10 protein-coding genes, 1 pseudogene and 1 riboswitch are annotated in these 13,650 nt (G+C 68.7%); of the genes and pseudogenes, 6 read left to right on the top strand and 5 right to left on the bottom strand.

Going from position 1 to position 13,650, the window contains the following annotated elements; all coding sequences use genetic code 11:
- Positions 1-8 precede the first annotated feature (8 nt).
- Positions 9-986, bottom strand: a complete 978-nt coding sequence (locus ACG04Q_RS07770; RefSeq protein ID WP_394510318.1) for a GMP reductase — start codon at positions 984-986, stop codon at positions 9-11.
- A gap of 578 nt (positions 987-1,564) precedes the next feature.
- A pseudogene (locus tag ACG04Q_RS07765) lies at positions 1,565-2,167 on the bottom strand (NUDIX domain-containing protein); the annotation flags it as partial.
- A gap of 60 nt (positions 2,168-2,227) precedes the next feature.
- Between ACG04Q_RS07765 and ACG04Q_RS07760 the strand changes: the two are divergent.
- Positions 2,228-2,992 carry a DeoR/GlpR family DNA-binding transcription regulator gene (locus ACG04Q_RS07760; RefSeq protein WP_394510317.1) on the top strand — a complete coding sequence of 255 codons (765 nt, stop codon included), beginning with the start codon at positions 2,228-2,230 and terminating at the stop codon, positions 2,990-2,992.
- Here ACG04Q_RS07760 and ACG04Q_RS07755 read toward each other — a convergent pair.
- Positions 2,979-4,289 (bottom strand): DUF3422 family protein, encoded by a 1,311-nt coding sequence (locus tag ACG04Q_RS07755; RefSeq protein ID WP_394510316.1) that lies wholly within the window; start codon positions 4,287-4,289, stop codon positions 2,979-2,981. The genes ACG04Q_RS07760 and ACG04Q_RS07755 overlap by 14 nt on opposite strands.
- An 84-nt stretch (positions 4,290-4,373) precedes the next feature.
- Here ACG04Q_RS07755 and ACG04Q_RS07750 point away from each other — a divergent pair, with 84 nt between their 5' ends.
- The 5 genes from ACG04Q_RS07750 to ACG04Q_RS07730 all read left to right on the top strand — a co-directional run bounded on the left by ACG04Q_RS07750 (position 4,374) and on the right by ACG04Q_RS07730 (position 8,976).
- Entirely contained in the window at positions 4,374-5,507 is a 1,134-nt protein-coding gene (locus ACG04Q_RS07750; protein WP_394510315.1) for a beta-ketoacyl-ACP synthase III, read from the top strand.
- A 96-nt stretch (positions 5,508-5,603) separates the two neighbouring features.
- Complete coding sequence (locus ACG04Q_RS07745; RefSeq protein ID WP_394510314.1) at positions 5,604-6,116, top strand: hypothetical protein; 513 nt, start codon at positions 5,604-5,606, stop codon at positions 6,114-6,116.
- Between the two features lie 30 nt (positions 6,117-6,146).
- Positions 6,147-7,580 carry an exodeoxyribonuclease I gene (gene sbcB / locus ACG04Q_RS07740; RefSeq protein WP_394510313.1) on the top strand — a complete coding sequence of 478 codons (1,434 nt, stop codon included), beginning with the start codon at positions 6,147-6,149 and terminating at the stop codon, positions 7,578-7,580.
- Between the two features lie 75 nt (positions 7,581-7,655).
- Positions 7,656-8,588, top strand: coding sequence for a GGDEF domain-containing protein (locus ACG04Q_RS07735; protein WP_394510312.1), 933 nt, complete (start codon positions 7,656-7,658; stop codon positions 8,586-8,588).
- A 115-nt stretch (positions 8,589-8,703) separates the two neighbouring features.
- Positions 8,704-8,976: a flagellar basal body rod protein FlgC gene (locus tag ACG04Q_RS07730; RefSeq protein WP_394510311.1), complete on the top strand. Its 273-nt coding sequence runs from the start codon at positions 8,704-8,706 to the stop codon at positions 8,974-8,976.
- A 103-nt stretch (positions 8,977-9,079) separates the two neighbouring features.
- Here ACG04Q_RS07730 and ACG04Q_RS07725 read toward each other — a convergent pair whose 3' ends face one another.
- Both ACG04Q_RS07725 and acnB read right to left on the bottom strand, forming a co-directional pair.
- Positions 9,080-10,633, bottom strand: coding sequence for a methyl-accepting chemotaxis protein (locus tag ACG04Q_RS07725; protein WP_394510310.1), 1,554 nt, complete (start codon positions 10,631-10,633; stop codon positions 9,080-9,082).
- Between the two features lie 58 nt (positions 10,634-10,691).
- Positions 10,692-10,787: riboswitch (cyclic di-GMP riboswitch) on the bottom strand.
- Positions 10,788-11,037: 250 nt separating this feature from the next.
- Entirely contained in the window at positions 11,038-13,635 is a 2,598-nt protein-coding gene (gene acnB / locus ACG04Q_RS07720; RefSeq protein ID WP_394510309.1) for a bifunctional aconitate hydratase 2/2-methylisocitrate dehydratase, read from the bottom strand.
- Between the last annotated feature and the right edge of the window lie 15 nt (positions 13,636-13,650).

Here is a 13,650-nt window from a genome sequence, read left to right as displayed (position 1 = left end):
GCAGACGATCACATGAACAAATGTTCGCCTGCATTTTCACCACCCAGGATCACGTAGTTCACCTTCTTCAGGTCGGCCAGCTGCGTGCCGCCGGCATACGAGATGGAGCTCTGCAGGTCTTCCTGCATCTCGCGCAGCGTGTCGGCGAACCTGCCCTTGACCGGCTCCAGGATGCGCTTGCCTTCCACGTGACGGTACTCGCCCTTGTTGAAGTCGCTCGCCGAGCCGTAGTACTCCTTGAACAGCTTGCCGTCGACCTCGACCGTCTTGCCGGGCGATTCCTCGTGGCCGGCGAACAGCGAGCCGATCATGACCATGCTGGCGCCGAAGCGGATGCTCTTGGCGATGTCGCCGTGGTGGCGGATGCCCCCGTCGGCCACGATGGGCTTGGTGGCCACGCGGGCACACCATTTCAGCGCCGACAACTGCCAGCCACCCGTGCCGAAGCCGGTCTTCAGCCGCGTGATGCAGACCTTGCCGGGGCCGACACCCACCTTGGTCGCGTCGGCGCCCCAGTTCTCCAGGTCGATGACGCCCTCCGGCGTGCCAACGTTGCCGGCGATGACGAAGGTGTCGGGCAGCTTGTGCTTGATGTGGGCAATCATGCGCTGCACGCTCTCGGCATGGCCGTGGGCGATGTCGATGGTCAGGTAGTCGGCGCCCAGTCCCTCGGCGGCGAGCTGGTCGACCAGCTCGAAGTCGGCCGGCTTCACGCCGACGCTCAAGCTGACGATCAGCCCCTTGTCGCGCATGGACCGGGCGTAGGCCAGGCTGTCCAGGTCGAAACGGTGCATCACGTAGAAGTAGCCTTCGCGGGCCAGCATCTCGGTGAGGGGCTCGTCCAGCACGGTCTTCATGTTGGCCGGCACGACCGGCAGCTTGAAGCGGTGCGGGCCGAACTGCACCGAGGTGTCGCAGGCCGAGCGGCTCTCCACGCGGCACTTGCGCGGCAGCAGCAGGATGTTGTCGTAGTCGAAGATTTCCATGGTTCAAGTTCGCATCAATCGGCGCGCGTTCAGCAGTGCGCGACCTGGGCTGCGAGCGCTTGACTTGCTTCGGCAAGAGGGCGGGCGCCCTCGACGGCCGGGGAGGCCGTCGCGTCGCAGGCTAACTTCGCTGGCGAAGTTAAGGCGCGACGCGCCGGGCCGAAGACAAAATTTGGGCCCGGTGATTGATTCTACGCAGGCCGCGCGACAAGCGCGTCGAGGCCGTGAATGACCGTCAGGCCGCGGGCGAGGGCCGCCTGGACCATCGCATCGGCGCCGGCCGAGTCGCCGCCGATGCGCAGCAGCAGGTCGCAGCGTTCCAGCAGCGCCTGGGCGTGCGGGTGGAACACGCGGTCCCAGACGGCGTCGCCGCGCCGGCCGCCCTGCGCCTCAATGAGCGGCAGCGTGACCCATTCGCCCAGCACCGGCACATGGCCCGCCGCGGCCACCTGCACGGCAGCGTCCTGCATGGCCTGCACGTTGGCGGCGATCAGGTCGTCGCGGTCGCCGGTGCCGCTGCGGTAGGGGCCGGCGATGAGCACCAGCAGCGGGCCTGCCTGGGGCGCGGGCCCGAACACATGCCGCTCGGCCCAGCGCAGCAGCAGCACGGTCTTGGCGTCGACGATCTCGCCGGCCTCGACCTGGCGCATCGCGTCGTCGAAGCCGATCTCGACGCGGGCGATGTCCTCGCCCTCGTCGACCAGCCCGCCGCCGTCGCCGACGAGGTCGGCGTCCTCGTACTCGGCGGCGAAGAAGTGCAGCTTCTCCGTCACCGAGCCGGGGCTCATGTAGGCCTCAAACAGTGGCTGCGGCTGGCGCACCCGCACGCCGGCCTCCTGCTCGGCCTCGGCGCGGATGCAGCTGACCGGATCGGCCTCGTCCAGCAGCCCGGCCACGGCCTCGGTCATCAGCTGCTGCCAGCCGTTCACGAACACGGGGTAGCGGAACTGCCGCGTCAGCAGCACACGGCGGCGCGCGCGCTGGTACAGCAGGATGCAGGCGCCGTTGCCGCGGTCATAGGTCTCGCGGTGCTGCGTCTGCCATTCGCCGCTGCTGCGCAGGAAGTCGAAGCGCGTGGTCTTCAGCGTGTACCAGTTGTCGGATAGCAGCTTCACCTCCCGCACGCGCACCCGCTGGTCCAGCGGCAGGTCGGCGATGCGTGTTTCAGTCTGTGTTTGCATGAAAATTCCTGAATTGAATTTCAATGATGCAAAATAACGCAAAACCATGCAAGCCCACAGATGCTGACCGAACAACGCCACCTCGCCATCCTGGACGACCTGCAACGCCACGGCCGCGTGCTGGCGCGTGAGCTGGCCGAGCGGCTGGCGGTGTCGGAGGACACCATCCGCCGCGACCTGCGCGAGTTGGCCTTGCGCGGCGCCTTGCAGCGCGTGCATGGCGGTGCGCTGCCGGTGTCGCCGGCGCTGGCCAACCTGGCGCGGCGCAGCACCATCGCCGTCGACGAGAAGCAGGCGCTGGGCCGGCATGCGGCGTCGCTGGTCGCTGACGGCCAGCTCGTGTTCGTCGACGGTGGCACCAGCACGCTGGCCATGGTGCAGCAGCTGCCGCCCACGCTGCGCGCCACCATCGCGACGCACAGCCCGGTCATCGCCGCGGCGCTCATCGAGCACCCGACGGTGGAGGTGCTGATGCTGGGCGGGCGCTTGTTCAAGCACTCCGGCGTGGCGGTGGGGGCGGGCGTGGCGCAGGCCATCCAGGCGCTGCGGGCCGATGGCTACTTCCTCGGCGTGACCGGTGTCGATGCGGAGTTCGGCCTGTCCACCGGCGACGCCGAGGAGGCACAGGTCAAGGCGCTGCTGATGGCCAGCAGCGCCGAGACGGTACTGATGGCCAGCAGCGACAAGCTGGGCAAGGTGTCGCCCTATCGCGTGGCGCCGCTGTCGGCGCTGTCCACGCTGCTGGTCACGCCGCAGGCCGACACCGCCCGGCTGGACGCGCTGCGCGTGCCGGGCCTGGAGGTCGTCACCGTCAGGGGTGGCTGAAGAACTTGCGGTGGATGCGCCGCGTCGTCTGCCACACGGCCAGCAGCACAAGGGGAATGGCCGCGCCGGCCGCCAGCTCCGGGCTGAACGGCAGCCAGCCCTCGGCCTTCAGCGCCTTGAAGAAGTACAGCAGCAGGCTGACGACGTAGTAGGTGATCGCCGCGATGGACAGCCCCTCCACGGTGGCCTGCATGCGCAGCTGCGTGCGCTGGCCGTTGTTGAGCTGGGCCAGCAACTGCTGGTTCTGCGCCTCGGTGGCGATGTCCACCCGCGTGCGCAGCAGCGCGCTGGCGCGCGTGATGCGCTGCGACAGGCCGGCCAGCCGCTGCGCCGTGGCGCTGACGGTGGCAATGGCCGGTGACAGCCGCCGCTGCATGAACTCGCCCAGCGTCTGCGTGCCGGCCACCTTGCCCTCGTGCAGCTCCGCCAGCCGCGTCTCGACGATGGCGTGGTAGGCCTGCGTGGCGCCGAAGCGGTACTGGTGCGCGGCCGTCGCATGCTCCACGCGGGCGGCCGTCGAGATCAGGTCGTCCAGCAGCTCGGCCTCCGACGCACCGTGCGCCTGCAGCCGCGCGGTGATGGCCGCCAGCGTCGCCTCCACGTCGGCCAGCGTGCCGCTCAGCGCCTTGGCCGCGGGCAGCCCGCGCAGCGCCATCAGCCGGTAGGTCTCCAGCTCCAGCAGCCGCTGGCAGATGCGGCCGGCGCGCGTCTCGGGCGTGCCGGGCTCGGCCAGCACCACCATGTGCTCGAAGCCGCTGGCGTGCAGCCGGAAGTCGGTCACCACCAGCGAATGCCCGCCCATCGTCGACGCGACGACGGCATGGGCGCCGAACCAGGCCTGTGCCTCGGCCAGCGCGCTTGGGGCGCAGGTCAGCGGCCGCTCGATCATGACCAGCTTGATGGCCGCGATGGTGCGCCCCGGGATGCGCCCCAGCCACTCGGGCGCCACACGCAGGGGCAGGGCGTCCAGCGTCTGCGCGCCGGGCTCCGCGTCGGCCGGCAGCGGCTGCACGGCGGCGTAGCGCGTGAACTCGGCGTGGCGCTCCCACTTCAGCGAGAAATCGCCGCAGCGCAGGCGCAGGAAGTTGGCGGCCAGCGCCTCCTCGGGCAGCTCGTGCTGGCCCGGCAGGCGCCGCAGGTGCGCGTGCTCGTCGGCGCGGCTGACGCCGTCGTTCAGCACGGCAATGTGGATGATGACCGCCGGCAGCCGGATGCGCGCCGGCGGGCGGGCATGCACCTCGTTGTGCAGCGTCAGGCGCAGCGAGTCGTCAAGAGGGAGGATGCTGTCTTCGTGCATGGATCCCAGGCTAGTGCCTAGGGAGGGCACCAGAATGGCTCGATAAAATTGCAGGCTTCGTACATCAGCAGGGCGACCTCTTCCATGCAAGCTTCATTCCCGCCCGTCGTCATCAGCGGCACCGGCCTGTACCGCCCGCCGCATGTGATCACCAATGCAGAACTGGTCGAGGCCTTCAACGCCTACGCCGACCAGCAGAACGCGCTGCATGCCGCGGCAATCGCTGCCGGCGAGCGCCAGCCGCTGACGCATTCCAGTGTCGAGTTCATCGAGAAGGCCTCCGGCATCAAGCAGCGCTACGTCATCGAGAAGGACGGCGTGCTGGACCCGGCCCGCATGTACCCGCGTTTCACGCCGCGTGGCGACGACGAGATCTCGCTGATGGCCGAGATCGCCGTCGATGCGGCGCGCCAGGCGCTTGAGCAGGCCGGCAAGACCGGCGCCGACGTCGACGCCGTGCTCTGTTCCAGCGCCAACATGCAGCGCGCCTACCCGGCCATGGCCGTCGAGATCCAGCAGGCGCTGGGCGCGGGCGGCTACGGCTTCGACATGAACGTGGCCTGCTCGTCGGCCACCTTCGCGCTGGAGCAGGCCTTCAATGCGGTGCGTTCAGGCGCGAGCAAGTGCGTGCTGGTCGTGAACCCCGAGATCACGTCGGCCCACCTGGAATGGCGCGATCGTGACTGCCACTTCATCTTCGGCGACGTCTGCACCGCGCTCATCGTCGAGCGCGCCGACACCGCGACCGGCGCGGACCAGTGGGAGATCCTCGGTACGCAGTTGGCCACACAGTTCAGCAGCAACATCCGCAACAACTTCGGCTTCATGAACCGCGCCGAAGACCGCGACCCCAACGCCCGCGACCTGACCTTCTATCAAGAGGGCCGCAAGGTTTTCAAGGAAGTGGTGCCCATGGCTGCCGCGCACATCGAGGCCCACCTGGGCAAGCTGGGCCTGGAGCCCACGCAGGTGAGCCGCTACTGGCTGCACCAGGCCAACCAGGGCATGAACCAGCTGGTCATCAAGAAGCTTGTCGGCGCCGATGCCGGCAGCGAGATCGCTCCGCTGATCCTGGACGAGTACGCCAACACCGCATCGGCCGGCTCCATCATCGCCTTCCACCACCACCGTGGTGACCTGAAGGCCGGCGATGCGGGCGTCATCTGCTCGTTCGGCGCGGGCTATTCCATCGGCAGCGTCGTCGTCAGAAAACGCTGAGCGTGCCCGCACGGTAGCGGCAGACCGGGTGCTATCGTTGGTGCCGTTAGCCAGAAAGCCCCAGAAAGCCCCAGAAAACCCCCAGGGAGTCTGTCCATGCCAATCCATCCGGGCCGCGTGTTGGCCGCCTGTCTGTTTGCCGCCTGCATGCAGGGTGTCGCTGCGGCCGACTTGCCACGCAAGCAGTTCGAGCTGCGCGTCGAGGAGACGGGCACCCGTTTCGGCCGCGCCGCGATGACGAGCTCGGGCCTGCCGCTGAATCGGCGCTACGCCGAGCTGGACGCCAACGAGAAGGCTGTCGTGCGCGCCAACTACGAGGGCATGCCCGAGGACGACGAGCCACCGTTCCCGGCCGATGGCCTGCTGCCCGTGATGACGACGCTGCACATCGGCGCGGAGCGCGGCTTTCCGAAGGGCAAGCTGGCCATCGTCGTGGACGTGGACAGTGCCGGCAAGGTCCAGCATGCGCAGACCTACGGCAAGGTGGACGCCGATTTCTCGCGCTTCGCTGCCAGCGTGCTGGCGCGCACGCCGTTCAAGCCGGCCGTCTGCGGCGGCAAGCCCTGTGCCATGCAATACGTGATGCGCATCGAGTTCGGCATGCTCTGACGCTGAACGGGCATCGGCTATCGTGCCGGCATGAGCGACCTGACCTTCTTCTGGCACGACTACGAGACCTTCGGCCGCGTGCCGCGGCGCGACCGCCCGGCCCAGTTCGCCGGCCTGCGCACCGACGCCGAGCTCAACGAGATCGGCGAGCCGCTGATGCTGTTCTGCCAGCCGGCGCCCGACTACCTGCCCGACCCCGAGTCCTGCCTGCTCACCGGCATCCTGCCGCAGCAATGCCTGCAGCAGGGCGTGCCCGAGCACGAGTTCGCCGCGGCCATCGAGACCGTGCTGGCGCTGCCCGGCACCGTGGGCGTGGGCTACAACTCCATCCGTTTCGACGACGAAGTCACGCGCCACCTGTTCTGGCGCAACCTCATCGATCCCTATGCCCGCGAGTGGCAGAACGGCTGCGGCCGCTGGGACCTGCTGGACGTTGTCCGCTGCGCCTATGCGCTGCGGCCCGACGGCATGGAGTGGCCCAAGCACGAGGACGGCCGCCCCAGCTTCAAGCTGGAGCACCTGACCGTGGCCAACGGCGTGGCCCACGAGGCGGCGCACGATGCGCTGTCCGACGTACGCGCCACCGTGGCGCTGGCGCGCAAGCTGCGGCAGGCTCAGCCCAAGCTGTGGGAGTTCTGCGTCAAGCTGCGCACCAAGCAGGCGGTATGGGACGAGATCGGCGTGGGCAAGCCCTTTCTGCATGTGTCCGGCATGTACGGCCCGGAGCGCGGCTGCATCGCGCTGGTGTGGCCGCTGGCGCCGCACCCGACCAACAAGAACGAGCTCATCGTGTGGGACTGCGCGGCTGACCCCACCGAGCTGTTGACGCTGAACGCCGCCGCCATCCGCGAGCGCATGTTCACGAAGCAGGAGGCGCTGCCGGAGGGCGTCACGCGCCTGCCCATCAAGACCATCCACGTCAACAAGAGTCCCATCGTCATCGGCAACCTGAAGACGCTCAGCCCGGCGATGGCCCAGCGCTGGGGTCACGACACCGAGGCGCAGCTGGCCCACGCCCGGCTGCTGGCGGAGAAGGGCCGGCTGCTGGACGGGCTGTGGGCCGACGTCTTCCAGCGCGAGCCGTTCGAGGCTGCCGACGTCGACGAAGACCTCTACGGCGGCTTCATCGGCAACGAGGACCGCCGTGCGTTGAACCGCGTGCGAACCACGTCGCCCGAGCAGCTTGCCGAGCGCGCGGCGCAGGGCAAGCTGGCCTTTCAGGACGGGCGGCTGGACGAGCTGGTGTTCCGCTGGCGTGCGCGCAACTTTCCCGCCAGCCTGTCGCCGCAGGAGGCCGAGCGCTGGCAGGCCCACCTCGCGGCGCGGCTGCACGAGGGCGAGGGTGGGGCGCAGACGCTGGCGGCCTTCATGGAGCGCATCGACCAGTTGGGCGAGGCGGCCGACGAGCGTGGCGAGGCCATCCTGTCGGCGCTCTACGACTACGCGGAGCAGATCGCGCCCTAGACCGTGATCTGCAGCATGGTCGAAAGCGGCGACTCCTGCGATAGTCGGGCCGACAAGATCGATGCAGGAGACTCCATGAGCAGCGCCGCACCCGCCCCCGCCGACGATTCCACCGCCGCCCGCCTGCGCGCGCTGCTGGTCCGGGCGCCCACCGCCGTCGCCTTCGTTGCCGGCCAGCGCTTCGAGGTCGTCAGCGAGGAATTCAACCACCTGTTCGGCTTCGGTGACGACACCGACCTGACCGGCCAGGGCACCCGCACCGTCCACACCACGGACCTCGCCCACACGGCCCTGCATGAGCGCGCCGCGGCAGCCTTCGCCGCCGGCCGGCCGCTGGACGAGGAGATCGAGTACGTCAAGCGCGACGGCCACCGCTTCTGGGGCCGGCTGCAGGCCACGCCGGTGCACTGGGAGCATCCGATGGCTGAGGCGCTGTGGATCGTCGAGGACGTGACCACCGCCCGCGCGCAGCGCCTGCAGCCCACGTGGACGGCCAAGCATGATGTCGTCACCGAGCTGGCCAACCGCCGCGAGTTCGAGCGCCGCCTGACCGAGCACGTCGGCAGCCGGCGCAACGAGCCGGTATCGGTGCTGTGGCTGGACGTCGACAAGTTCGGCGACGTCGTCAAGGACATGGGCGCCGAGGTGGGTGACCATTTCCTGTACGGCCTGGGCCAGATGCTGATCAGCAAGGTGCGCGCGTCCGACCTCGTCGCAAGGCTGGAGGAAGACCATTTCGCCATCCTGCTGCCCGACTGCGACCAGCACTACGCGCAGATCATTGCCGAGAAGATCCGCGCCGCCGTCGCAGCCTACCGGCTGCGCTGGGGCTTGCACCGCACGCGCGTGAAGGCGTCGCTGGGCGTCGTGCAGATCCACGCCACGCTGGGCACGGTGGATGCTGTGCTGGGCGCCGGCGCGCTGGCCTGCACGGAGGCCAAGGCGGCTGGCGGTGACAGTGTGCGCGTGTTCGTGTCGGCGGGCGGTTTCGAGGAGCTGGCGGGCTGAATTCACGGTCGCGCGCGTGGTGAGCCCCGGAAATGCGGGGTTTTTCGCCGGATGTTCTAAAGTTCAGCCAGATGCTGCCGATGTATCGGCCAGAGCGCTCAACCGCTGAAATGCCATGAACGTCCCGCTGTCCACCGCCCTGTCCGGCATCTCCGCCGCGAATGAGCGCCTGCGGGCGTCGGCGTCCAACATCGCCAACCTGGCGACAGGCAACCAGTCCCGCCCCAGCGTCGAGCCGACGAACGTGGACAAGGTGCCCGAGCGCGAGATCAACCCGGCCAACGAGGTGGTCGAGCAGCAATCGGCGTCCTATGCCTTCGTCGCCAACCTGAAGGTGCTGCAGACGCAGCTCAACACCACCGGCGCGCTGCTGGACATCAAGGCCTGAGCCTCTTCCCGTAGAGAAAGGGCGCTGCCATCGCAGCGCCCTTTCTCATTTCAGCGGCCCACCTCCCGTGCGCGCCGTCCCCTCGGGCAAGGGGCGGTCAAGCTCAGGCGTCCAGCCGGAAGCTGGCGACGGCGCGGGTCAGCTGCTCGGCCTGCAGGCGCAGGCTCTCGGCGGCGGCCGTGCTCTCCTCGGCCAGCGCGGCGTTGCGCTGGGTCATGTCGTCGAGCTGGCCCATGGACTGGTGGATCTCGACGATGCCCTGGTCCTGCTCGCGCGAGCTCTGGCTGATCTGGCCCACCATGGCCGACACGCGCTGCACCTGGGTGACGATCTCGCCCATGACGGCGCCGGTGCCGCGCACCAGCTCGCTGCTGTCCTGCACCTGCTCGACCGAGCCCTGCACCAGGCCCTTGATCTCGCGGGCGGCCTCGGCGCAGCGCTGTGCCAGCGTGCGCACCTCGCCGGCCACGACGGCGAAGCCGCGTCCCTGCTCGCCTGCACGGGCGGCTTCCACGGCTGCGTTCAGCGCCAGGATGTTGGTTTGGAAGGCAATGCCGTCGATGGTGCCGATGATGTCGGCGATGCGCCGGCTGGAGGCTTCCAGGCGGTCGATCTGGCTGACGGCGCGCTCCACCAGCGCGCCGCCGCGTTCAGCCACCGCGCGCGCCTGGCCGGCCAGCTGGTTGGCCTCGTGGGCATGTTCGGCGCCGGTCCGCACGTTGCCGCTGATCTGCTCGACGCTGGCGGCCGTCTGCTGCAGCGACGAGGCCTGCTCCTCGGTGCGGGCGCTCAGGTCCTGGTTGCCCTGGGCGATCTGCTGGCTGGCCGTGGCGACCGAGGCCACGCTTTCGCGCACGCTGCCGACGATGTCGCGCAGGCCGTGCTGCATGGCGCCCAGCGCAGCCAGCATGTCGGCGGCCTCGTCGCGGCCGCGCGCACGAACGGGTTGGCTGAGGTCGCCGGCGGCCATGCGGCGAGCCTCGCGCACGGCGCGGCGCAGCGGCGCGACGATGGACCGCGTGATGCCCCAGCACAGCAGCCCGCCCAACACCAGCAGCGCGGCGCCGCCCGCCAGCACCAGCAGCCGGGAGCGCTGGTACAGCGTGTCGGCATCGTCGGCCGTCTTGCCGATGCGAGCGATCTCGCGGGTCTTGATCTCGTCGACCTGCTTCATGTAGGCGAGCTGCGACTCGCGCAGGCTGCGTTCGAGCAGCTCGGTGGCCTCGCCCATCTCGCCGGCGCGGATATGCAGCAGGAAGGTGTTCAGGTCGCTCTCGAACTTGTCGCCCAGCAACTGGGCCTGGGCCAGCAGCCGGCGGCCCTCCTCGGAGCGCACGTTGGGAACGATCTCGGCCCACAGGCGCTGGTTGTCCTCGCGGGCCTTGGCAATGGAGGCCAACCAGCCGGTCTGCTTCTGCAGATCGTCGTACAGCAGGATGTTGCGCGTCTGGCGTGCAATCTTGTTGATGTTGTCGGCGACGTTGACCAGGCGCTCCACCTTGGGCAGGCGGTCGTCGCGGATGAAGCGCAGCTGGCCGGCCAGGTCGTGCAGGCCCGTCAGGGCAAGGGCGCACAGCGCCGCCATGGCGAGCAACAGCGCGAAGAAGCTGGCGGCCAGGCGCGGGCCGATCTTGAAGCGGGTCAGCAGGTGGATCATGGGCAGGCAACGGTGGGTTGCCCAGGGCACGGGGGCCCTCGCCCGGCGAGGCAGAGGTTCCGGCGGCTCCGCTGCCATGGGCGGCGCGTTTGCGCTGCCGACAGGCCGGTGGCTTTGCGTATCCGGCTTTCGCACGGACTTGCCCTGGACAGAACTGGAGTGGTTGGCCCCGGCCGCAGTCGGTCGGAGTGATACGAATTCTTACAGCGAAGCAACGGCCCGATGGGTGGACGCTGTGTTTCTAGAGCGGCCACTCCACGGGGCGAAGTTGACGCTGTGCGGAGTTCACGGTCGGTGGCAGGGCTTGCCGGGGATCTGCGAGGTCAGCGACAACGAAAAGCCCGCCGGGCTTGCGCGCGGCGGGCGGGTGCGGTGGGTGTGGGCCAGCGAGCGCCGGCTCGGGCTCAGCAGGTCGGCGCGCTGGCCTTGGCGCCTTCCGCGTATTCCTCGATCTGGTCGAAGTTCATGTAGCGGTAGACGCTGGCCTTGTCGGCGTCGATCACGCCCATCTCCTTCAGGTACTCCTCCTTGGTCGGCAGGCGGCCCAGGCGCGAAGCGATGGCCGACAGCTCGGCCGAGCCCAGGAACACGTTGGTGTTCTTGCCCAGACGGTTCGGGAAGTTGCGGGTGGAGGTGGAGATGACGGTGGCGCCTTCACGCACTTGAGCCTGGTTGCCCATGCACAGCGAGCAGCCCGGCATTTCGGTGCGCGCACCGGCGGTGCCGAAGGCGGCGTAGTGGCCTTCCTTGATCAGCTCGCTCTGGTCCATCTTGGTCGGCGGGGCGACCCACAGCTTGACGGGGATGTCGCGCTGGCCGCCCAGCAGCTTGGCCGCGGCGCGGAAGTGACCGATGTTGGTCATGCACGAGCCGATGAAGGCTTCATCGATCTTGGTGCCGGCCACTTCGGACAGGAACTTGGCGTCGTCCGGGTCGTTCGGGCAGCAGACGATCGGCTCCTTGATGTCGGCCAGGTCGATCTCGATGACGGCGGCGTACTCGGCGTCCTTGTCGGCTTCGAGCAGATCGGGCTTGGCCAGCCAGGCCTCGACCTTCTCGATGCGGCGCTGCAGCGTCTTCGCGTCGGCGTAGCCGTCATTGATCATGTTCTTCATCAGCACGATGTTGCTGGTGAGGTATTCCTTGATCGGAGCGGGGTTCAGCTTGATCGTGCAGCCGGCGGCCGAGCGCTCGGCGGAGGCGTCAGACAGTTCGAAGGCTTGCTCCACCTTCAGGTCCGGCAGGCCTTCGATTTCCAGGATGCGGCCCGAGAACACGTTCTTCTTGCCGGCCTTGGCGACGGTCAGCAGACCGGCCTTGATGGCGTACAGCGGGATGGCATGCACCAGGTCACGCAGGGTGACGCCGGGCTGCATCTCGCCCTTGAAGCGCACCAGCACCGATTCCGGCATGTCCAGCGGCATCACGCCGGTGGCAGCACCGAAGGCCACCAGGCCCGAACCGGCGGGGAAGGAAATGCCGATGGGGAAGCGGGTGTGCGAGTCGCCGCCGGTGCCGACGGTGTCGGGCAGCAGCAGGCGGTTCAGCCAGCTGTGGATGACGCCGTCGCCCGGGCGCAGGGCCACGCCGCCGCGGTTGGAGATGAAGGCGGGCAGCTCGCGGTGGGTCTTCACGTCCACCGGCTTGGGGTAAGCAGCGGTGTGGCAGAACGACTGCATCACCAGGTCGGCCGAGAAGCCCAGGCAAGCCAGGTCCTTCAGCTCGTCGCGGGTCATCGGGCCGGTGGTGTCTTGCGAACCGACCGTCGTCATCTTGGGCTCGCAGTACGTGCCCGGGCGCACGCCCTGGCCTTCCGGCAGGCCGACGGCACGGCCGACCATCTTCTGGGCCAGCGTGAAGCCGGCGTTGGACGCGGCAGGCGCTTGCGGCAGGCGGAACAGCGTGGAGGCAGGCAGGCCCAGGAACTCGCGGGCCTTGGCGGTGAGGCTGCGGCCGATGATCAGGTTGATGCGGCCGCCGGCGCGCACTTCGTCGAACAGCACATCGCTCTTGAGCTTGAACTCGGCCACGGTCTCGCCGTTCTTCACGAGCTTGCCGTCATAGGGCAGCACGTCGACGACGTCGCCCATCTCCAGCTTGCTGACGTCGACTTCGATCGGCAGCGAGCCGGAGTCTTCCTGCGTGTTGAAGAAGATGGGAGCGATCTTGCCGCCCAGCGTCACGCCGCCGAAGCGCTTGTTCGGCACGAAGGGGATGTCCTGGCCCGTGGCCCAGATCACCGAGTTGGTGGCGGACTTGCGCGAGGAGCCGGTGCCCACCACGTCGCCGACGTAGGCGACCAGGTTGCCCTTCTTCTTCAGGTCCTCGATGAACTGCATCGGGCCGCGCTTGCCGTCTTCCTCGGGCTTGAAGGCCGCGTCGGGGCGGGTGTTCTTCAGCATCGCCAGGTAGTGCAGCGGGATGTCCGGGCGGCTCCAGGCGTCAGGGGCGGGCGACAGGTCGTCGGTGTTCGTTTCGCCGGGCACCTTGAAGACGGTGACGGTGATCTTCTTCTCGACTTCCGGGCGGCTCGTGAACCACTCGGCGTCGGCCCACGACTGCATCACTTCCTTGGCCTTGGCGTTGCCGGCCTTGGCCTTGGTGGCGACGTCGTTGAAGTAGTCGAACATCAGCAGGGTCTTCTTCAGGCCCTCGGCAGCGACTCCGGCGACTTCGGCGTCGTCCAGCAGCTCGATCAGCGGGTGCACGTTGTAGCCACCCACCATGGTGCCCAGCAGCTCGGTGGCCTTGGCCTTCGAAATGAGGCCCACCTTGATGTCGCCGTGCGCGACGGCGGCCAGGAAGCTGGCCTTGACCTTGGCGGCGTCGTCCACGCCCGGGGGCACGCGGTGCGTCAGCAGGTCCAGCAGGAAGGCGTCCTCACCCGCCGGCGGGTTCTTGATCAGCTCGATCAGCTCGGCGACTTGCTTGGCGTCCAGCGCGAGGGGCGGAATGCCGAGGGCGGCGCGCTCGGCGGTGTGTTGGCGGTAGGCGGTGAGCATGGATGAACTCCTGGG

This window comes from Pelomonas lactea (assembly GCF_043555885.1).
Lineage (GTDB): Bacteria > Pseudomonadota > Gammaproteobacteria > Burkholderiales > Burkholderiaceae_C > Pelomonas > Pelomonas lactea.
Note: the sequence above shows the minus strand (reverse complement) of the source record. Positions and strands in the feature narration are given on the sequence as shown.